The sequence below is a fragment of the Bifidobacterium felsineum genome (genome assembly GCF_002802915.1).
Classification (GTDB): domain Bacteria; phylum Actinomycetota; class Actinomycetes; order Actinomycetales; family Bifidobacteriaceae; genus Bifidobacterium; species Bifidobacterium felsineum.
Genome location: NZ_PEBJ01000002.1, coordinates 357,440 through 376,486, shown reverse-complemented (window position 1 = coordinate 376,486; position 19,047 = coordinate 357,440). Strand labels below are relative to the sequence as shown.

The window sequence follows — 19,047 nt, the reverse complement described above, 5'->3', positions numbered from 1 at the left end:
TATTATGCATACGCCGATGTTTTCATTGGAAGTTTTCCCGCCTAAGCGAGATGCTCCGGTGGGAACCATTTATGACACGCTGGATGGCATCGAAGATCTGAAGCCGGACTTCATCTCCGTCACCTACGGTCACGGCACGCATTCCGACCGCACCGCCACCGCCCGCATAGCCAACACCATCGTGAACGAATACCGCATTCCGGCAGTCGCCCACCTGACCGCCCTCTATTCGGACAAAGCCAAAATCGATGAGGCATTGGACATGTTCGAGAACGCCGGAGTAAACACGGTACTGGCCTTGCGCGGCGACTACATTGACGGCGAACAAGTGGTTGGCGCATTCGAACACGCCAGCGATTTGGTGGCCTATATTCGCGAACGCAAACCAAACTTCACTGTATTCGGCGCATGCTATCCCGAAGGCCATTATCAGGCCGAATCCTTGGATAAGGATATTGAACATTTGAAAATCAAGGTGGATGCCGGCGTCACCCATCTGATTACCCAGCTGTTCTACGACAATGATGATTTCTACCGTTTCCGCGACAAGGTTCGCGCAGCTGGCATCACAGTGCCAATCGAAGCCGGCATCATGCCGGTGCGTGGTGCCAAGTCGGTCCGCCGCATGGCCGAACGCAATGCCTCGCGCATTCCAGAGCATCTTGATGAGTTGCTCACCCGTTGGGAAGGCAATGCCGAGGCACTACACAATGCCGGTATCTTGTACGCGTCCGAGCAGATTGCCGATTTGGTTGCTCACGACGTTGATGGTGTGCATTTGTATACCATGAACCATCCGGCCACTACCCGCCGCATCTGGCGTAACGTCAAATCCCTGTTCGGCGAGTAGTTGCGGCTGAATTGTGGCCTCTGTGCGGAGCATTCAGATAGGAGAATGCAAGGCGCAGAGGCCACAAGCGTATATAGTGGAAACTTATGGAAGCAATGACGACGTTCAAACCCAGTGCCATGTCGCTGATCAGGGCGGGATTGCAGGACCTCGATAAGGCTCGTGAGCTGTTCGACCAGTTGAAGACAGATGGGATCTCTGATTCCCATCGCAGCGAACTGCTCGGTTATCTCTCCCACGCCGGTGATCCAGACATTGCCCTGCGCAACTTTGTGGACATCGTCAACGCCATGCAATCCAGCGGCCGTGATCTCAAGCAAGTTATGCCGGATGGCGATGCGCTCAAACGTCTCATCACCGTACTCGGTGTGTCCGATGCCGTGGGCAAGTTCATGTGTTTCAAGCCGGATTTGGTGGAAGCGGCTGCCGTCGACCATTGCAATAGCCACTTGTTCAATCATGACCAGCGTCGCGCGCGCCTGCTCAACGCTGTGGGCGCGGACCCGGAGGAAAAAGCCAGTCCCAAGGCAACCAAGGATCTTGCCGAAGCGGCGACTGCCTTGCGCGCAAGCTACCGCCGGCAGCTTGCCGCCATCATCGCACAGGATGCCACCGCCGACGACCCTACCGTTATCCAGCCGACCATCAGCCACGAGCTTTCCGATTTGGCCGACGCGGCATTGGAAGGTGCTCTGGCCATCGCCCGCAAGGAAGTCGAAGGCAGCGATCAGGTGCGCTTCACCATCATCGGCATGGGCAAACTCGGTGCTCAGGAATTGAATTATGTGTCCGATGTCGATTTGATTTACGTGGTGGAGCCGGCCAGCAAAGAAGTTGACCATCAGACGCTGATTCGTGTGGGCACCAAGATGGGCACCACATTGCAGCGCGTATGCCAGTCGGCGATTATGGGCGTCGCCGAGCAGCCGTTATGGCAAATCGACGGTGGCCTTCGCCCGGAAGGCAAGGACGGTCAGCTGGTCCGCGTGCTTGAATCGCACAAGAACTATTACGAGCAGTGGGCGGAAAACTGGGAGTTCCAGGCATTGCTCAAGGCGCGCCCAGTGGCCGGCGACCCGGAGCTCGGCCAAGCCTATATGGATATGACCCGTCCGTTCGTATGGAGTGCATCCAAGCGCAAGAACTTCGTTTATGACTGCCAGAAAATGCGCAGGCGCGTCGAAGATTTGATTCCGGCTCCCCTGAAAGACCGTGAAATAAAACTTGGTCGCGGTGGTCTGAGGGATGTGGAGTTCACCGTGCAGATGCTGCAACTGGTACACGGTCGAACCGATGAATCACTGCGCACCAGCAATACATTGGACTCGCTGCAACGACTCTCCGAAGGCGGCTATATCTCCCGCAAACAGGCCGTGCGTATGTCCCAGGATTACCGTTTCGAACGTGTGATGGAGCATCGCCAGCAAATCTGGTCGCTGAAACGCACGCATCTCTTCCCGGATCTGGGCCGCGCCTCTGTTGGCGGTCTGGAAAAGAAGCGTGATATCGATGTCGACGAGCTTAATCAGAATCAGGAACTGCGTCGACTGGCCCGTGCCTTCGGTCTGCATCCCGAAGAGCTCGTGGAGAAGTACGATGACACCCGCCGCGAGGTTCGTCATCTTCATCTCGATATCTACTACCGTCCGATGCTGCCGGTCAGTGCTCAGCTTGAAAATGATCAGATTACGCTGAGCAATGCCGCGGCACAGGAGCGTTTCGCTTCCATCGGCTTCGGCGATCCGGATGCCGCCATCCGGCACGTGCAGGCACTCACTGCAGGCGTCGGGCGCGCGGCGAAAATCAATCGCATTATTCTGCCAGCCGTATTGCAATGGCTGGGGGAGGGACAGAATCCGGATATGGGTCTGCTCAACTGGCGCAAGCTGGAGGAGAACTTCGGCACCCAATCCGGTTATCTTGGTTTCCTGCGCGATTCCACGTCGGCGGCACAGCGCCTGTGCCATATTCTCTCCAACTCCCGGTTCCTTGGCGACGCGCTCAACAAGTCAGTGGAATCCATCAGTTGGCTTGGCGATGATGACAATCTCAAGGCCCGCACTCGCAAGGCTCTGGATATTCAAACGAATTCCGCTCTGGAACGATTCGGCTCAAGCATGAACGAATTCGCCAATTCCGTGCGCGCGATGCGACGCCATGAGATTGAGCGCATCGGCTTGGCCTGGATGAGCGGAGTCATGGACGATGCAACCTGTCTGAAGGCGATGACCGACGTCTACGATGCCATCATCGATGCTTCGCTCACATGGGCCGTACGTCATCAGACTGCTGCGTTCGGTTTGGAATCCGCTCCGGCTGACATTGCGGTGATCGCCATGGGCCGCTACGGTGGGCGCGAAGTGAACTTCAGCTCCGACGCCGATGCCATTCTGATTTATCGACCGGCAGACGATGCCGATGATGCGCAGGCGAACGCGTTCGCCAAGAAGACGGTGGAGGATCTGCGCAATATTTTGCAGGGTCCGACCACGTTTGAACCGAAGATTGAACTCGATCTTGACCTGCGGCCGGAAGGCAAGAACGGTCCGATCGTGCGCTCGTATGCCTCCTGCGAGGAATATTACGGATCGTGGGCTTCGACTTGGGAGCATCAGGCACTGTTGCGCGCCCGCTATGCGGCAGGCGACGCGGAACTGGCACGCGACTTCCTCATCAATATCGCCGACCCGCTGCGTTATCCGACTCAGGAGCTTAGCGACGCCGAATTGCAAAGCATTCGCAAGCTCAAGGCGCGTATGGAAGCCGAACGGCTGCCGCGTGGTGTGCGTCGCGAACGCCATCTAAAGCTCGGCAAGGGTGGACTCTCCGATGTGGAATGGACCGTGCAGTTGCTCCAGCTCCAACATGCTGGCGACATCAAGGATTTGCGTGTCAACGGCACCTTGGAGGCGTTGCAGGTGCTGGAAGATAAGAAGCTGATCAGTGCTATCGATGCCATCCAGCTTCGCAAGGCATGGACCACTTGCACAGCGGCGCGCAACGGCAATTACTTATGGTCCGGTCGTGCCAACCAGGCGGATATTCTGCCGGATGACATGTACTCGCTGGGCGGCATTGCCGTATACCTTGGTTATGGTGCCCATCGCGGTCAGCATTTCGAGAACGATTTGCTTGGTGTCATGCGTAAATGCCGTGATGTATGCCAGCGGTTGTTCTACGGTCAGGTCGAAGACGATGCTGTTACCGGTGGTGTGCCAGTTGCCGGCCGTTCGGGAGCCTCTGGCGCGCCGCAGAAGCCCGCAAAGCCACGCATGCACGTCATCGCTCCGCGTCTGGCCGCCAACCGCCGCCGCGCCCAGCGATAGGGTGAACACTCGGTGAACGCAGCTGTCCGAAAAATGGCGTAAGTTAGATAAGGTCACATAAGGGTGGCCACCTGTAACCACGAGCGAAAAGGTGAGCCTTGTCTAAAGAAACACCCATGGTCGGCAAAAGCGTTGTGACGCTTGACGACTTGTCTACCAATCAGATTCTCGAAATGTTGCATAAGGCCGAGTACATCGACGCCCATCGCAAGGAGGTCTCCCACACCTGCGAAGGCCGCGTGCTCGCCACCTTGTTCTACGAGCCTTCCACCCGCACCCGCCTCAGCTTCGAAACCGCAATGCTGCGACTCGGCGGCAAGGTCATCGGCTTCGCTGGCGCCCAGCTGGCCTCCGTGACCAAGGGCGAGACGATTTCCGACACCCTGAAAACCGTGTCGAACTACGTGGACGTGGTCGCCATCCGCCACCCGAAGGAAGGTGCCGCCCTCGTGGCATCCCGCGCCGCTTCCGTGCCGGTGATCAACGCCGGTGACGGCGGCCACATGCATCCCACCCAGACGCTGGCCGATCTGGCTACGCTGCAGTCCCGCTTCGGCCGCATCACCGATCTGACCGTGGGCCTGTGCGGCGACTTGACCTTCGGCCGTACCGTGCACTCCCTGATCGAAACCCTCTGCCGTTTCGGCAACGTGCGGTTCATTCTCATCAGTCCGGACGAGCTCAAGACCCCGCAATACGTCATCGACCGCATCAACGCCACGCCGACCTGCTCCTACGTGGAAGTGCGCGATCTGGCCTCTGTGATCGGCGACCTTGACGTGCTGTATATGACCCGTGTGCAAAAGGAACGCTTCTTCAACGAAGACGATTACCTGCGTTTGCGCGATACCTACATCCTCGATGAGGACAAGCTGGCGCTTGCCAAGCCGCATATGGCTGTGCTGCATCCGCTGCCACGAGTCAACGAGATTGCTGTGGAAGTGGACGACGATCCGCGCGCTGCCTACTTCGAACAGGTCAAGAACGGCATGCTCATGCGCATGGCCCTAGAAAGCTCCGTGGTAGGCGATGACCTACCCGGCTACGAACCGCTTAACCCCAAGGAGGTGCAAGCCTGATGGAAGTCACCAGCATCGTTAACGGCATCATCATCGATCATGTGCCGGCCGGCACCTCTCTGAAGGTACTGGAATATCTGAAGATAGATCCATCCAAAACCAAGCTCGCGCTGATTATGAACACCACGTCCAAGCGCTTCGGTTCCAAGGACATCATCAAAATCGAGGATGACAAGGACATCGATCTTGATGTACTTGGTTTCGTGGCACGTCAGGCCACGGTGGACGTGGTACGCGGCGGACACATTGTCGAAAAGAAGCAGCCGCACCTGCCTGAACATGTCGTCGGCGTCATCAAGTGCGTCAACCCACGCTGCGTGACCACCAGCGAGCATGACATCAAGCAGATGTTCCATCTGGTGCATTCCGATCGCCTCGAATACCGCTGCGACTACTGCGACGAGGAAGCCAAACTGTGAGCATCACACTGCGCAACATTAAGGTCTGGAACACCGGCGAAATCATCGATTTGGTGGTTCCAGGCCTTGCCGACGCCTACTTCGCCGATACCGACACCGTGCACGACGGTGCTGATATCGATGCCACAGGACTGACTGCGGCCCCCGGTTTCGCAGACCCGCATGTGCACTTCCGCGATCCCGGCCAGACCTATAAAGAGTCCATGATTTCCGGTTGCCGTGCCTCGGCATCCGGCGGATACACGAACGTGCTCATCATGCCGAACACGTTGCCTGCGCTCGATGGCCAGCCGGTGACTGATGCCGACGCTGCCGCCGATAAGCCGGGCGCGCGCGAGGTACGCGAGGCCGGCTTCAGCAACGTCATTGATTTCCTGCAGAACTACGATGCCGCACATGGTGTGAAGCTCCCGGTCCGCTATGACCTGTGCGTGTGCGCATCCAAGGATCGTGCAGGCAAGGAGGCAAGCGATACCGCCGATTGGCTCAAGTACGTGCCTGGATTCGATGATGAGCTCAAGACCCCGGCCATGAACGAGCATCCGGTTACCGCCATTAGCGACGATGGTGCCGCCGTTCCTGAGCCGATTCTGGACGAAGTACTGGCCAATGCCAAGGCATCCGATCTGTATCTGATTGAACACTGTGAGCATCACGATACCGGTGCCGTCAATGAAGGCCCTGTTTCCCGCCAGCTTGGTGTTCCCGGTATTCCAGAAGATACTGAGCTTAAGATTGTGGCTCGCGATATCGAGGCTGCACGTCGTACCGGCATCCATGTGCACTTCCAGCATGTGAGCACTGCGATTTCGTTCGAGGCGATTCGTAAGGCCAAGGCCGAAGGCCTGCCAATCACTTGCGAAACCGCACCGCACTATCTGGCCCTGAGTGATGAAGCGCTGTTGGAATACGGCACGCTGGCCAAGATGAATCCGCCGTTGCGTTCTGAAGCTGACCGTAAGGCCACTATCGCAGCCATTGCCGATGGCACGGTTGACTTGTTGGCCACTGATCATGCGCCGCATACAATGGATGAGAAGGCCTTGGGCTTCCTTGAAGCGCCCAATGGCATCATTGGTCTGGAATGCGCGTACGGCGTATGCCACAAGGTGTTGGTGGATGGTGGCCATATTTCAGATGAGCGACTGATTGAACTCATGTCTGTAGCCCCGGAGGCTCTGATGGGTCACGATGCCACGGATATCGCCGCACTCGTGGAGGACTGGGCTGAGCCGGCACCTACTGGTGATGACCCGGAAGGTGTAATCGCCGAGGAAACCGCAGAAGCTACTGATACCACGGCAGGGGAGGGCCACACGGCTCAGCGCGAAGGCGTGAACCGTCTGCTTGATTTGAGCCGCGTGGAGGATGCCGAGCATGTGGATTTGGCCATCCTCAACACCGACGAGGAATGGACCGTGGACCCGGAACAATTCCACTCCGCGGCACGCAACACCCCGTTCGGCGGCTGGAAGGTCACCGGTCGTCCACTCGCCACCATCATCGGCTCCCAATTCATGTTCAGCCGATTGTAAAGAACAGGCCCCCTCTGACGAGAGGGCTGTCATGCGAAGCATGACTGGGGGAGAGACTCAACAGAAAGGACTTCGATGGATCGCCTGATCGAAGCAATCAATAACGTACAGAACCCGTCCGTCGTGGGACTGGACCCTACCGAGGCATTGGTTCCGCCGCAAGTGGTGGCCAGCTTCGCCGATGAGGTGCGCGATTCGGTGGATTCCCCGGAAGAGCTGCCTGCAGCCCAGCTGGCGGTCGCCTACTTCGAATTCAACCGCACCATCATTGATGCCGTGGCGGATATCGTGCCAGCGGTCAAGCCGCAAATCGCCATGTACGAGGCACTCGGCCCGGCTGGCGTGGACGTGTACACGATGACCTGCGAATACGCGGCCCAGCAGGGTCTGTATGTACTCGGTGACGTGAAGCGCGGCGACATCGGCTCCACCGCCGCCGCCTACGCGCATCATTTGAACGGCGTGGCCGCCGCTGCGGAAGATGGCTCTGCTTTCGACCCATGGCACGAGGATGCCGTGACCGTGAACCCATATCTCGGCACGGATGGCATCACTCCGTTCGTTCAGGCTGCCACCGAAGCCGACAAGGACATTTTCGTGCTGGTGCGTACCTCCAACCCGTCGTCCAGTGAACTGCAGATGCTTGATCTGGCTGACGGCAAGAAGGTCTACGAACATGTGGCCGACCTTGTGGAAGGCTGGGGTGCCGAAACCATTGGCGAGCACGGTTACTCCCGTGTTGGTGCTGTGGTCGGTGCCACGCATCCAGAAGAGGGCCGCGCACTGCGTGCCCGCATGCCGCACACCTTCTTCTTGGTGCCAGGCTATGGAGCCCAGGGTGGTACCGCTCAGGACGTTGCCGGTATGTTCGATGCCAACGGTAGTGGCGCACTCGTCAATTCCTCTCGCGGCATCATCGGCGCATGGAAGAAGAGCGGCAAGTACTCCGAATCTATGAGCGCTGATGATGCGCTGAATCTGGTTGCTGAAAGCGCCCGCCAAGCTGCTCTCGATATGCGTGACGCCCTGCGTATCGCCGTCTATCGCTGATTGGCAGACCAGGACTTAGATAAGGATTCCCATGACTACCTTCACCCCAACGCATGATGTGGTGGCTGAAGCCACTGCATCGGGATTCTTCCCGCCGCGTCACACCGTGGAAGTCACGGCTGTGCGCGAACTGACCGACCATGTGGTGCGTCTTACTTTCCGTGACGCATTCATCGCATCCCATGCCAAGCCTGCCCAGTTCGTGAACCTGTTCACGCACGACGATTTCATGCTGATGCCCCGCCCGTTTGGCGTCAGCGAAGTCGAAAGCGACGAAGTCAGTGTGATTTTCGCCGTTATCGGTCACGGCACTGAGCAGCTTGCTCAGCTCGAAGCCGGCGACACTGTGGACGTGCTCGGTCCGCTTGGTCGTGGCTTCAACCTGAAACAGGACGCCAACTATATCCTCGTCGGCGGCGGACTTGGTGTGCCGCCACTGGTGTATGCGGCCCAGAAAATCGCCGATATGGCCGGTTCCGTGGCAACCTCCGTCATCGGCTACCGTGACGCCCACTTCGGTGAGGAATTCGTTTCCCGCTACACCGACCGCTCCTTCAACATCGACAATGCGCAGGGCAATGTCGTAGACCTGCTGAATCAGTTGGAGCAGTCCGGTGACCTCTATGTCACCGATCACTCACCCACCATCCTTTCCTGCGGTCCGCTGCCGATGATGAAGGCAGTCGCCGCATGGGCAGCCGAACGTGATATGCCGGCACAGCTGAGCATGGAACAGCGCATGGGCTGCGGATACGGCACTTGCGTGCTGTGCACTGTGGACACGGTGGACGGCCGCCTCAAGGTCTGCTCCGACGGTCCGGTATTCACCCGCGAACAGCTCGGATGGGGGAAGTGACGATGAACGCCAACACTGCTGCAACCGCTGCACAGCAAGCCGACAAGCACATCAACATCTACGAGCCGCACGAGTGGAAGCATTCCACTCAGGTTGCCGGCGTCACCTGGAAGAACCCGGTCGGCACTGCCTCCGGTACCTTCCAGTATGCGGCCGTCCGTTGGTTCTACGATGTCAGTCAGCTTGGTGCCGTCTGCACCAAGGGATGCTCACCGATTCCATGGGAAGGCAATCCTTCCCCGCGTACCGCGGAAGGGCCAGCCTCGAACCTCAACGCTGTCGGTTTGCAGAATCCCGGCGTGGATCACTATCTTGAAGACGATTTGCCCAAGCTGAAGAAGGCCGGCGCAATGGTCATCGCCAACGTGGCCGGACACTGCGATGACGATTACATGCAGGTGGTCGCCAAGCTCGCCGACTCCGAAGCGGACATGCTTGAAATCAACGTCAGCTGCCCGAACGTGACCCATGGCGGCATGAGCGTCGGTACCGATCCGGTGGCTCTGGCCACGTTGATGGACAAACTGCGCCCGATGACTGACAAGCCGATGATCGTCAAGCTTACGCCGAATGTCACCGACATCACCGTGCCGGCTCGCGTGGCCGTGGAACATGGGGCCGATGCGCTGAGCATGATCAACACCGTTCTCGGCATGAGACTTAATATCCGCACTGGTGAGCCGATTATCGCCAATAAGACCGGCGGTGTATCCGGCCCGGCTGTGCTGCCTATCGGCATTGCCGCCGTGTACCGTGTGCGCACCGCGTTGCCGGAGATTCCGATTATTGGCATTGGCGGCATTGACTCCGGTGAGAAGGCATTGGAATACCTGTATGCCGGCGCGAACGCCGTGGAAGTGGGTGCGGCAGCGCTCTTCGACCCGGTGGCGCCGCTGCGCATCGCCCGTGAATTGGATGACCTGCTGGATGAGCGTCCCGAGCTCGCTGCTAAACTGGCCGCAGGCAAAACTTGGAGGTAAATGCTATGGCAGAAACGCTTGCACATCGTTTTACGGAATTCCTGTTGGAATCCAACGCATTGAAGTTCGGCGACTTCACGTTGAAGTCCGGCCGCAAGAGCCCGTATTTCATCAACGCCGGAGCATTCGATAACGGCAAGAAGATCGCGACTCTGGGTGCCTTCTATGCCGAGAAGATCAGCCAAGCCATCGTACACAACACGATCCCGCGCGACATCGACACCGTGTTCGGTCCGGCATACAAGGGCATTCCGCTGGCCGTCTCCACGGCAATCGCACTGACCGCGGGCCATAACATGGCCGTCGGATACACCTTCGACCGTAAGGAGAAGAAGGATCACGGCGATGGCGGCTGGATGGTTGGTACCCCGCTCACCGACGGCATGAAAGTACTGCTTGTGGACGATGTGATGACCGCCGGTACCGCAGTGCGCGAAGTCATCCCGAAGCTCAAGGCCGAAGCCAACGTCGAAGTCGTGGGTCTGGTGCTCTCCGTGGATCGTATGGAGAAGACCAAGGATTCAGACCTGTCCGCAGTCAAGGCCGTGGAGCAGGAGTTCGGCTTCCCGGTGCTCGCCATCGCCAACGTGCGTGAGATTTTCGACGCCGCCGCCAAGATGAAGAAGGCCGACGGCACTCCGCTGCTCGACCATGACATCAAGCAGCGTGCCGAAGCCTACCTCGAACAGTACGGCGCATGATCGCGTAACGGCATTCTGTTCGCCGCCATTGGAAACGCTCCTTGTACAAGGAGCGTTTTTCATTTACGGGACTATTATGAACATGCACACGTTTTACAGTGCAATGAAGGGGCGATGACCATGGAAATAATGGTTGCGGTTCTGGCGATAATCGTAATGGCGCTGTCGTATTTCTCAGGCATGCAGCATGCCATTGACTCTAAAGCGGACAAGCTGGCGAAGGGTGGGACTCTCGACAGGCAGAATGCCAAGGGAATGCGAGAACTTGCCGACAAAGTTGATGTGCACAAGTATTATCCGTCGATATGATGATGCGGCGTTTTAAAGTGTTGCAGTAAAGGGAGGGTCTCGTTGAGAATCCTCCCTTTACTTGCCTAAGCCATACAAGGAAACTGCCATGGGAAACATCACGGACGATATCCGGGAGCATTTTGATACGTTTGCCGCTTCGTTGTTCAACGAGACGGACAGTCTGGCACTGGCGCAGCTGGCATATGCGCGCATGCCGGATAACGTGCGGCGATATCAAGCGAGCTCACCGATATCAATCGAATCAACTGAGCAATCATCAATGCCGATGGTTTCCATCCGCGATCTGCTGCGCGCCGAATGCTACGACGCCATGTTTGGCAAAGTATGGTCGCCGCAGATGAACGTGGATTTGCTGCGTGCGATGTGCGAAAGCCCACGCTGGCGGAACGTTCGTGTTGGCGAATATGTGGATGAATTCGACCCGGAAACCACCAAGCAATTCTCGGCATGCGCATTCGCTCTCGGTGATGAATCCAACACCTTATATGTGTCGTTCCGTGGTACTGACAGCTCCATCGTCGGATGGAAAGAGGATTTCACCATGGCCTTCCGCAGACCGGTCGCATCCCAGAAAGCGGCAACGGAATATCTCACTCATGTGGCGCGGTGCTGGAAAGGTCCGATCATGGTTGGTGGCCATTCCAAAGGCGGCAATCTCGCGGTATATGCCGCCGCCTGTGCGGCGCGTGAGATCCAAGACCGTACTATAGCGATCTTTTCGCATGATGGTCCTGGTTTTGACGATGATTTCTTTGCCATGCCCGGCTTCCAGCGCATTGAATCCAAAGTGCATAAGTCAGTACCGGGCTCCTCGATTATCGGCATGCTGTTCGAAACCCGCGAACAGTTGAGCGATGGCTACACGGTAGTCAGCAGCGATGGCATCGGCATCATGCAACATTTCGCCCTGCACTGGCAGGTTGATCATGGTCGGTTCGTCCAAGCGTCAGGGCTGGCTTCCAGCGCACAATACTTGGCGCGCACAGTCAACGGCTGGATGGCCAAGTATGACGACGAGCATCGCCGCAGGTTCATCGAAAACCTATTCGCCATTTTCGAAGCCGGCGGATACCGTACATTCGGCGAACTGACCGCGCACTGGACGCAATCATTGCCGCTGATGCTGGCGGCAGCGCGCAACATCGACGCGGAAGACCGCGATGTGATGATCGAAGTGGTCAAGGGGTTCGCGGCGACTGCTGCCAGTGCGGTGATTCCTACCAAATAAAGCATGTTTCATTGCGGATTATCGATATCCAAAAATGAACTTTAGGTGACTTCGCCTCAGCATAACTATCAACCTCAGTACAGTGGAGGTATGAGGGAAGGTTCCGGATTCTGGCGCATCGTTGGGATGATTGTGGCGGTTATCGCCGCCGTGGCATTAGCGTTTGGTGTAGCGTTTGCCATCGGACGTGCCACGAAAGATCCCACCACTGATCAGACATATCTGGCTTTGGCAGCACAAACCAAGAAAGTCAAAGGCGAGACCGCCGAAAATCGCAAGAAAACCAAAGACCTGACCGAGGAACGCGACGATTTACGCAAGAAAGTAGTCGAGCAGCAGAAGCAGCTTGACGAAGACAAGAAGCTATATCAACAATATGCGGCAGATGTTCAGGCTGGCCAGCCTGGTCTGATCGTGGAATCCATAAGCCCGGATATTGACCCGTGGTACACGGAGCTAGGTGGAGGTATTGACCTGTACTATTACCCGAGGATTACCATACGGAATAATACGGGCCATGTGATGTACAGCGCTTATGTGGATTACCAGATCATTGGCAAAGATGGTGCGGTGCTTGACGGTGACGAAAGCGCCTATGCATCAAATATCGTCGTGTACCCAGGTAAGACGGTGGTGGTGGAGGACATGGTCAAAGATGCAGGATTCTCCGGTGCCACCATCAAGCCAACAAAGTTCGAAGCATCAGTAACAAGTACCAAATATCCTGATTCGACAGAAAGCATCGACGGTCAATACACCGAGGACGTGAAAACGGCGGTGATTCCATGAGTGAGAAACAACCACAATGCAACGCTTCGAAGACGACGCAAACGACGAATAAGGAAGCCGATCCTCGCAATGACGGTGCACAATGGCATCCGTTCCTTCGTGAGCGTGACGTTGAAGGGAAGGTCTTGCCGGATCGATTATTCGATATTGTCGATGATGCGTTCACCGCTGTAAAGACGATGGTTTCCCGCGATGATAATGGGATACTCGCCCGGCGTCTTGCTATAGGTGCACGAGTGCTGATGGCTTTAGCCTGTGTTGCCGCATTGATTGGCGCAGGTATTGTCGGATGGAATATGGGCGGCCGTTCCGTGGTTGTCCAGGAAAGCCCGCAATACCGCAAGGAAGCCGAGAACCTAAAATGGGCCAACAGTGATCTCGAGGAATCAAAGCAGGATGTAGACAACCGGCAGCGGCAGCTGCGGGAAGCGGGAAGTCAGGTCGATCAGCTCAAACGAGACCAGGAAAAGTATGGGCAGCTGATTCAGGAAATCAAGCAGGCCCAGCAACAGTCCGAAACTCCGATGCTGACGGTGACGGCAATTGGTGATATCTTGCAGCAATCGTCATTCTCATATCGGGTGCCAATTACGGTGCATAATAATTCGCAGAATGCATTGACATTTTTTGAGGTGTATTACCAGGCAGTGGATGCTGCGGGAAATGTCGTGGATGCAGGTTATGCAATAGGCGACAGTGGTGTTACATGTGAGCCTGGTGCCGATTGCGTGGTTAAGACGTACAGTAATTACAGTCCTTCAGGTACACGAATCATTCCCACATTCTGGAGCACAAGCACCGCGAGCAGTGATTCCCAGTTCGGTAGATACGGTGCTGACGCGGTCAACAGACAATTCTGAATGTATTTAAGTACATAAAGCTTATACTTTTTTATCCACATTGCCTTTTTTATTCTTGTGAGCGAGAGTCGCTGCGTGTGATTTGTTCTACAAATTTTATACTGAGTCTTCAGGATAAATTGGACTGTAGATTGGATTCCAATGGCGGAAGATTCTATATATTACATATTGCGTCCAACGCATGTGATCCGAGGGTTGGGCTTTTCTTTTTGCGGTATCTCTCAGCCAAAGCCTGGATACGGTTACGGGCCTGCAATGCGTAGCGCTTACACGATTTACTTGGTCATTGAGGGTGAAGGGCGACTCATTTCTAATGGAATGCAATACCATTTAAATCGTAATGAAGGTTTTATAATTCGTCCCGATGACGGAGCATCCTTTATAACATCACAGGCACATCCTTGGACGTATCTATGGCTTGGCTTCAATGGTGAAAATGCTGAATATTATCTTGCTGCATTGGGCTTAGCTCGAGGTCATGATACATTGCGCGTCAAAAATGCGTTGGAATTCCTCCGTATTATCGTTAGTTGCCTATCCCACTCGAGAAGTACTCCGGAAGATGAGTTGAAACTGAACTCACTCACGTATGAGTTTCTTCATCAGCTTTCGGAACAAATTGTTTCTGAAACTGTGCCTGGTATGAATCTTGCATACGGAGAGATTACTAGGCGAACTATGGATTATATTGCCGATCATTATCTAGAGCCAATTGGTGTTAATGAAGTCGCTGCCCAATTGAATATGAATCGTAGCTATTTATCTCGTGAATTTCGTCGTGAATCAGGCTTGACAATTAAGGACTACATAAATCGTATTCGAGTAACAAAGGCTAGCGACCTTCTCATGCTTACGGATATGAGTCTTAACGAGATTGCTAAGCGTTGTGGGTATGGAAGTGTGGAAGTGCTTACGAAACAGTTTAAAACCATATATGCTATGACTCCTGCCCGCTACCGACAGCAGAGGGATAGATTGCATAATGATACCGAGATCAATCTCAATTTTTTACGTGCCATTCTTGGATGAGTGGAAAAGAGCATTGCATATAAGTGAATGGCCGGGGCATTGATTGGGTAAAATATGCCTCGGCCATTCACTTATATCAGGTTGGTTAGGTTGTGGTGTTGGTTGTTGCGTGCGTAGACGGGGATGACGTCGAGTGGCGCGTTGGCCTGGACGTGGGTGCCGCCTGGGTGGGTGGTGTTGTCGTGGAGGTTGGTCCAGGTGGTGTCGGGGCCGCCGGGCAGGTAGACGGTTCGGCTGGTGGCGCCGGCCTGGGTGACGGGGGCTATGAGCAGGTCGGGGCCGAACATGTATTCGTCGTTGATGTCGGCGGTGTTCGGGTCGTGGGGGAATTCGTAGAAGAGTCCGCGCACGAGGGGTTGGCCGTTCCTGTGGGCCTGGTCGAACAGTTCGCGCGTGTAGGGGCGCATGGCCTCGCGCACGCGGATGTATTTGACGAGGATGTCCTCGACCTGCCGGCCCATGCTCCATGGCTCGTTGTCGGCCCCGGAGTAGAAGCGGGGCGTGCCGTCCTTGGCGCGGACCATTTCCTTGAGGGCGCCCTCCTCGTAGAGGATGGCCTCGTGTCCCCTGTCGAGGGGGGTGGCCTGGTCGCGGGTGTGTTCCGGCTCGTGGAGGCTGCGGTTGCCGTGGTTGCGCATGACGGGCAGGAAGCAGGAGAACTGGGCCCAGCGGACGAACAGTTCGCGGAACGCGTCGGATTCGATGTCGCCGTTGTGGAAGCCGCCCATGTCGGTGGTGAACCAGGGGATGCCGGCCATGCCCATGTGGATCGCGCAGGTGATCTGGGCTTTGAGGTCCTTGAACGTGGAGCCGACGTCGCCGCTCCAGACCAGGGCCCCGTATTTCTGGGAGCCGGCCCACGCGCAGCGGGTGAGGTTGACGATCTCGCCGTCGCGTCCCATGGCCTGCTGGCCCTCGTAGAAGCCGCGGTTGTATTCGACGGGGTAGATGTTGCCGACCTGTTCGTTGGGTCCGGCGTGGTAGCGCCAGTTCTCGAAGTCGTAGGAGCCGTATTCGGGTTCGGCCTCGTCGAGCCAGAACGCGTCGACCCCGAGGTCGGCGTAGTTCCTGCGGCATTTGTCCCATACGTAGTCGCGGGTGGCGGGGTTGGTCGCGTCGATGAACGTGCACGGCTCCCAGGCCATCATGGCGATGTCCTCGCCGCGTTCGGGGCGCACGAGCAGGTTCCTGGACTTGAGCTCGACGTAGTTCTCGCTGGTGAGCGCGACCTGGGGCCATACGGAGACCATGAGCCTGACGCCCATGTCGTGCAGTTCGTCGCACATGGCCTTGGGGTCGGGCCAGAACTCGTCCTCGAAGCGGAAGTCGCCCATGCGGGGCCAGTGGAAGAAGTCGATGACGATCAGGTCGAGGGGGATGCCGCGGCGTTTGAACTCGCGGGCGGTCTCGAGGAGCTGCTCCTGGTTCCAGTAGCGCAGCTTGCACTGCCAGAAGCCGAGCCCCCATTCGGGCATGGCCGGCGCGTGGCCGGTCGCGTCGGCGTACTGGGACTCGATCTGAGCGGGCGTGTCGCCCGCGGTGACCCAGTAGTCGAGCTGGCGGCTCGAGCGCGCAACCCACCGGGTCCGGTTGGACGCGAACTCGACCGAGCCGATCGCGGGGTTGTTCCACAGGAACCCGTATCCGGCCGAGGAGACCACGAACGGCACCGACGCCTGGGAGTTGCGGTGGGCGAGCTCGAGCGCGCAGCCCTTGAGGTCGAGCGTGTCCTGCTGGTATTCGCCCATGCCGTACAGGTGCTCGTCCCTAGGAGCCAGGAAGGAGACCGAGATCTCGTGGTCGCCGCCGGTGATGGGCCGGTAGGCGCGGGCCCTGAGGTTCAGGGAGCCGCCCTCGCCGGTCTCCTCGAACAGGAGCGTGCCGTCGGCCTTGTGGAAGGACAGGCGGCAGACGAACGCCTCGTACCCCTGGCACCCGTTCCACCAGTGGCGGGCCCGGGCCCTGACGACGATCCCGCCGTTCGACACGACGGCCTCGTCCTTTTCCTCGTCGATCTCGATACGGAAGCCCTCTGTCGATGGCTTCCCCGTGAGGGCCCATGCGGTGTCCTCGACCGGGTGCATGCGCGCCGAGCGCACGCGCACGCTGTTGTCTCCCCACGGCTCGACACGAAGGTACTCGCCGTCTCCGGTCCACAGCAGCGCGGACCCGTCGGCGGATAACGTGAATTGGGTCATGATCATTCTCCTTTGACGATCTTGTTTACGTTTCTCGCGAACGAATATGTCAGTCCTTGATGGCGCCGGCGGTCACGCCCGCGGCCACGTACTTCTGGGCCACCAGCAGCAGCACCGCGGTGGGCACGGAGGCGAGCACGGCCGTGGCCATCAACGGCCCCCACTCCTCGTTGTTCGCGGAGATGAAGTCGTAGATGCCCATCGTGATCGGCCTGAGCTTGCCGCCTCCCGGGTTCAGCGTGGACGCGAACATGAAATCGGACCAGGCCCACAGGAACGCGAACAGGGACGTGGTCACGATCGTGTTGCGCGACAGGGGTATCACGATCCGCGTGAAGATCGTCCAGTCCGACGCGCCGTCGATCTTCGCGGCCTCGATCAGGGACTTCGGCATGGTTTGCATGAACGCGGTCTGCAGGATCACCGCGAACGGGATCGACAGGGTGCTGTCCGCCAGGATCAGCCCCGGTATCGAGTCCAGGAGCCCCAGGTCGTTGAACAGCGAGTAGAAGCCCAGCGACATGACCACCGCCGGGATCATCTGCGCCAGGATCAGCACGAAGTTCATGCTCCTCGCGCCCGCGAAATCCAGGAAGCTGATCGAATACGACGCCGGCAGCGCGATCACGAGCGTCACCAATACGACGCTGAACGCGATCAGCAGCGACGTGCCCAGATACGGCAGCTGCGTCCTGAACACCGACCCGTAGTTCGCCAGCGTGAAGTCCCTCGGCCACAGGTCCGCCGAACGGATCGACCGGCGCTGCGTGAACGAGATGTTCACCATCCAATACATCGGGAACAGCATGATCCCCGTCAACGCCAGCGCGACAAGCGTCTTCCACCAGGTAGGACGATGCCTCATCTCACGCCTCCTCTTCCCTCTTCTGCGCCCACAGGTACACGAACGCGAACACCAAAGCCACCAGGATCAGGATCGTGCCGATCACCGAGGCCTCCGAATACTGGATCGTCATATGGCTGCCCTTCGCGAACGCCAGCGCGTACGCCCAGGTCGCCAGCGTCTGCGACGTGCCCGTGCCCTGCGTCATCAGCCAGATGATGTCCACCGTCTTGAGCGTGTACACGAAACCCAGCATCAGCGTGATCAACGTCACCGGACGCAACAGGGGGAACGTGATCCTCCAGAACCGCTGCCACCCGTTGCACCCGTCGATCGACGCCGCCTCGTACAGATCCCCGTTGATGTTCTGCAAACCCGAATACAGGATCACCAGATTGAACGGGATACCCAGCCAGATATTCGCTATAATCACCGCCCACAGGGAATTGTCCGCCTGCAACCACCACACCGGCCCCACGCCGAACAACCCCAGGAACCGGTTCAGGATCCCGTTGTCCGCGTCCATCATCCACTGCCACGTCGTGCCCGACACCATCGGCGGCAACAACCACGGCACCAGGAAAATGCCACGAAGGAAACCCGACAGACGGAAATTCTGGTTGAAGAACACCGCCAACGCCAACCCCAACGCGTACTGCACCGCGATTGACGCGAACACGAACACCAACGTCTGCCCCAACGTCACCCAGAACTCCGAAGACGACACAACCTCCCGATACACATCCAACCCCGTGAACGGCGCATCACCAGTCACGAACGTCCTACGCGTATACCGATGCAGACTCATCGACACGTTCTGCACCAACGGCGACACATAGAACAACAACAAATACACAATCAACGGAGCAGCAAAACCAAACGCAGCCAACCGCGAACGATACCGATAAAAGAAACTAGTGGAAATCTGCCGAGTTATTACAGTGGGAGAACTGTTACATTTAATATTCATTCTTCCTCTTACCAATAAGGG

Annotated in this window: 17 protein-coding genes; 14 read left to right on the top strand and 3 right to left on the bottom strand. The window is 57.4% G+C overall.

Going from position 1 to position 19,047, the window contains the following annotated elements; translation table 11 throughout:
• Nucleotides 1–4 precede the first annotated feature (4 nt).
• The 14 genes from metF (at nt 5) to CSQ86_RS05185 (ending at nt 15,014) form a co-directional block, all read left to right on the top strand.
• Entirely contained in the window at nt 5–850 is an 846-nt protein-coding gene (gene metF / locus CSQ86_RS05250) for a methylenetetrahydrofolate reductase [NAD(P)H] (RefSeq protein ID WP_100494051.1), read from the top strand.
• Between the two features lie 95 nt (nt 851–945).
• A complete protein-coding gene (locus tag CSQ86_RS05245; protein WP_423734809.1) occupies nt 946–4,176 on the top strand; it encodes a bifunctional [glutamine synthetase] adenylyltransferase/[glutamine synthetase]-adenylyl-L-tyrosine phosphorylase in 3,231 nt (1,076 codons plus the stop codon).
• A gap of 116 nt (nt 4,177–4,292) precedes the next feature.
• Nucleotides 4,293–5,255 (top strand): aspartate carbamoyltransferase, encoded by a 963-nt coding sequence (gene pyrB / locus CSQ86_RS05240; protein WP_100494049.1) that lies wholly within the window; start codon nt 4,293–4,295, stop codon nt 5,253–5,255.
• Entirely contained in the window at nt 5,255–5,674 is a 420-nt protein-coding gene (locus tag CSQ86_RS05235; protein WP_100494048.1) for an aspartate carbamoyltransferase regulatory subunit, read from the top strand. Before pyrB ends, CSQ86_RS05235 begins: the two co-directional genes overlap by 1 nt.
• Nucleotides 5,671–7,209 carry a dihydroorotase gene (locus CSQ86_RS05230; RefSeq protein ID WP_100494047.1) on the top strand — a complete coding sequence of 513 codons (1,539 nt, stop codon included), beginning with the start codon at nt 5,671–5,673 and terminating at the stop codon, nt 7,207–7,209. The genes CSQ86_RS05235 and CSQ86_RS05230 overlap by 4 nt, the downstream gene beginning before the upstream one ends.
• 75 nt (nt 7,210–7,284) lie before the next feature.
• Nucleotides 7,285–8,259 (top strand): orotidine-5'-phosphate decarboxylase, encoded by a 975-nt coding sequence (gene pyrF, locus CSQ86_RS05225; protein ID WP_100494046.1) that lies wholly within the window; start codon nt 7,285–7,287, stop codon nt 8,257–8,259.
• A 31-nt stretch (nt 8,260–8,290) separates the two neighbouring features.
• On the top strand, nt 8,291–9,115 hold the full coding sequence (locus tag CSQ86_RS05220) for a dihydroorotate dehydrogenase electron transfer subunit (protein WP_100494045.1): 825 nt from the start codon (nt 8,291–8,293) through the stop codon (nt 9,113–9,115).
• Nucleotides 9,103–10,095 carry a dihydroorotate dehydrogenase gene (locus CSQ86_RS05215; RefSeq protein ID WP_423734806.1) on the top strand — a complete coding sequence of 331 codons (993 nt, stop codon included), beginning with the start codon at nt 9,103–9,105 and terminating at the stop codon, nt 10,093–10,095. The genes CSQ86_RS05220 and CSQ86_RS05215 overlap by 13 nt, the downstream gene beginning before the upstream one ends.
• A 5-nt stretch (nt 10,096–10,100) precedes the next feature.
• A complete protein-coding gene (gene pyrE / locus CSQ86_RS05210; RefSeq protein ID WP_100494043.1) occupies nt 10,101–10,796 on the top strand; it encodes an orotate phosphoribosyltransferase in 696 nt (231 codons plus the stop codon).
• A gap of 114 nt (nt 10,797–10,910) precedes the next feature.
• Entirely contained in the window at nt 10,911–11,105 is a 195-nt protein-coding gene (locus CSQ86_RS05205) for a hypothetical protein (RefSeq protein ID WP_100494042.1), read from the top strand.
• A gap of 88 nt (nt 11,106–11,193) precedes the next feature.
• Nucleotides 11,194–12,336, top strand: coding sequence for a DUF2974 domain-containing protein (locus CSQ86_RS05200; RefSeq protein WP_100494041.1), 1,143 nt, complete (start codon nt 11,194–11,196; stop codon nt 12,334–12,336).
• Nucleotides 12,337–12,426: 90 nt separating this feature from the next.
• A complete protein-coding gene (locus tag CSQ86_RS05195) occupies nt 12,427–13,125 on the top strand; it encodes a hypothetical protein (RefSeq protein WP_100494040.1) in 699 nt (232 codons plus the stop codon).
• Nucleotides 13,122–13,985: a hypothetical protein gene (locus CSQ86_RS05190; RefSeq protein WP_100494039.1), complete on the top strand. Its 864-nt coding sequence runs from the start codon at nt 13,122–13,124 to the stop codon at nt 13,983–13,985. Before CSQ86_RS05195 ends, CSQ86_RS05190 begins: the two co-directional genes overlap by 4 nt.
• Nucleotides 13,986–14,126: 141 nt before the next feature.
• Nucleotides 14,127–15,014 carry an AraC family transcriptional regulator gene (locus tag CSQ86_RS05185; RefSeq protein ID WP_100494038.1) on the top strand — a complete coding sequence of 296 codons (888 nt, stop codon included), beginning with the start codon at nt 14,127–14,129 and terminating at the stop codon, nt 15,012–15,014.
• Nucleotides 15,015–15,085: 71 nt separating this feature from the next.
• On the opposite strand, the gene CSQ86_RS05180 is transcribed toward CSQ86_RS05185, so the two are convergent.
• Genes CSQ86_RS05180 through CSQ86_RS05170 form a run of 3 tightly spaced genes read right to left on the bottom strand, consistent with a single transcriptional unit; the run spans nt 15,086 to nt 18,945 of the window.
• A complete protein-coding gene (locus CSQ86_RS05180) occupies nt 15,086–17,212 on the bottom strand; it encodes a TIM-barrel domain-containing protein (RefSeq protein WP_100494037.1) in 2,127 nt (708 codons plus the stop codon).
• Nucleotides 17,213–17,261: 49 nt separating this feature from the next.
• Entirely contained in the window at nt 17,262–18,077 is an 816-nt protein-coding gene (locus CSQ86_RS05175; protein WP_100494036.1) for a carbohydrate ABC transporter permease, read from the bottom strand.
• Nucleotide 18,078: 1 nt separating this feature from the next.
• Nucleotides 18,079–18,945 (bottom strand): carbohydrate ABC transporter permease, encoded by an 867-nt coding sequence (locus tag CSQ86_RS05170; RefSeq protein ID WP_243387639.1) that lies wholly within the window; start codon nt 18,943–18,945, stop codon nt 18,079–18,081.
• Nucleotides 18,946–19,047 lie beyond the last annotated feature (102 nt).

Bases quoted from the DNA above. Each gene is read 5' to 3' on its own strand.
- metF (WP_100494051.1), top strand. From the start codon at position 5: ATGCATACGCCGATGTTTTCATTGGAAGTTTTCCCGCCTAAGCGAGAT.
- CSQ86_RS05245 (WP_423734809.1), top strand. From the start codon at position 946: ATGACGACGTTCAAACCCAGTGCCATGTCGCTGATCAGGGCGGGATTG.
- pyrB (WP_100494049.1), top strand. From the start codon at position 4,293: ATGGTCGGCAAAAGCGTTGTGACGCTTGACGACTTGTCTACCAATCAG.
- CSQ86_RS05235 (WP_100494048.1), top strand. From the start codon at position 5,255: ATGGAAGTCACCAGCATCGTTAACGGCATCATCATCGATCATGTGCCG.
- pyrF (WP_100494046.1), top strand. From the start codon at position 7,285: ATGGATCGCCTGATCGAAGCAATCAATAACGTACAGAACCCGTCCGTC.
- CSQ86_RS05220 (WP_100494045.1), top strand. From the start codon at position 8,291: ATGACTACCTTCACCCCAACGCATGATGTGGTGGCTGAAGCCACTGCA.
- CSQ86_RS05215 (WP_423734806.1), top strand. From the start codon at position 9,103: ATGGGGGAAGTGACGATGAACGCCAACACTGCTGCAACCGCTGCACAG.
- pyrE (WP_100494043.1), top strand. From the start codon at position 10,101: ATGGCAGAAACGCTTGCACATCGTTTTACGGAATTCCTGTTGGAATCC.
- CSQ86_RS05205 (WP_100494042.1), top strand. From the start codon at position 10,911: ATGACCATGGAAATAATGGTTGCGGTTCTGGCGATAATCGTAATGGCG.
- CSQ86_RS05200 (WP_100494041.1), top strand. From the start codon at position 11,194: ATGGGAAACATCACGGACGATATCCGGGAGCATTTTGATACGTTTGCC.
- CSQ86_RS05195 (WP_100494040.1), top strand. From the start codon at position 12,427: ATGAGGGAAGGTTCCGGATTCTGGCGCATCGTTGGGATGATTGTGGCG.
- CSQ86_RS05190 (WP_100494039.1), top strand. From the start codon at position 13,122: ATGAGTGAGAAACAACCACAATGCAACGCTTCGAAGACGACGCAAACG.
- CSQ86_RS05185 (WP_100494038.1), top strand. From the start codon at position 14,127: ATGGCGGAAGATTCTATATATTACATATTGCGTCCAACGCATGTGATC.
- CSQ86_RS05180 (WP_100494037.1), bottom strand. From the start codon at position 17,212: ATGACCCAATTCACGTTATCCGCCGACGGGTCCGCGCTGCTGTGGACC.
- CSQ86_RS05175 (WP_100494036.1), bottom strand. From the start codon at position 18,077: ATGAGGCATCGTCCTACCTGGTGGAAGACGCTTGTCGCGCTGGCGTTG.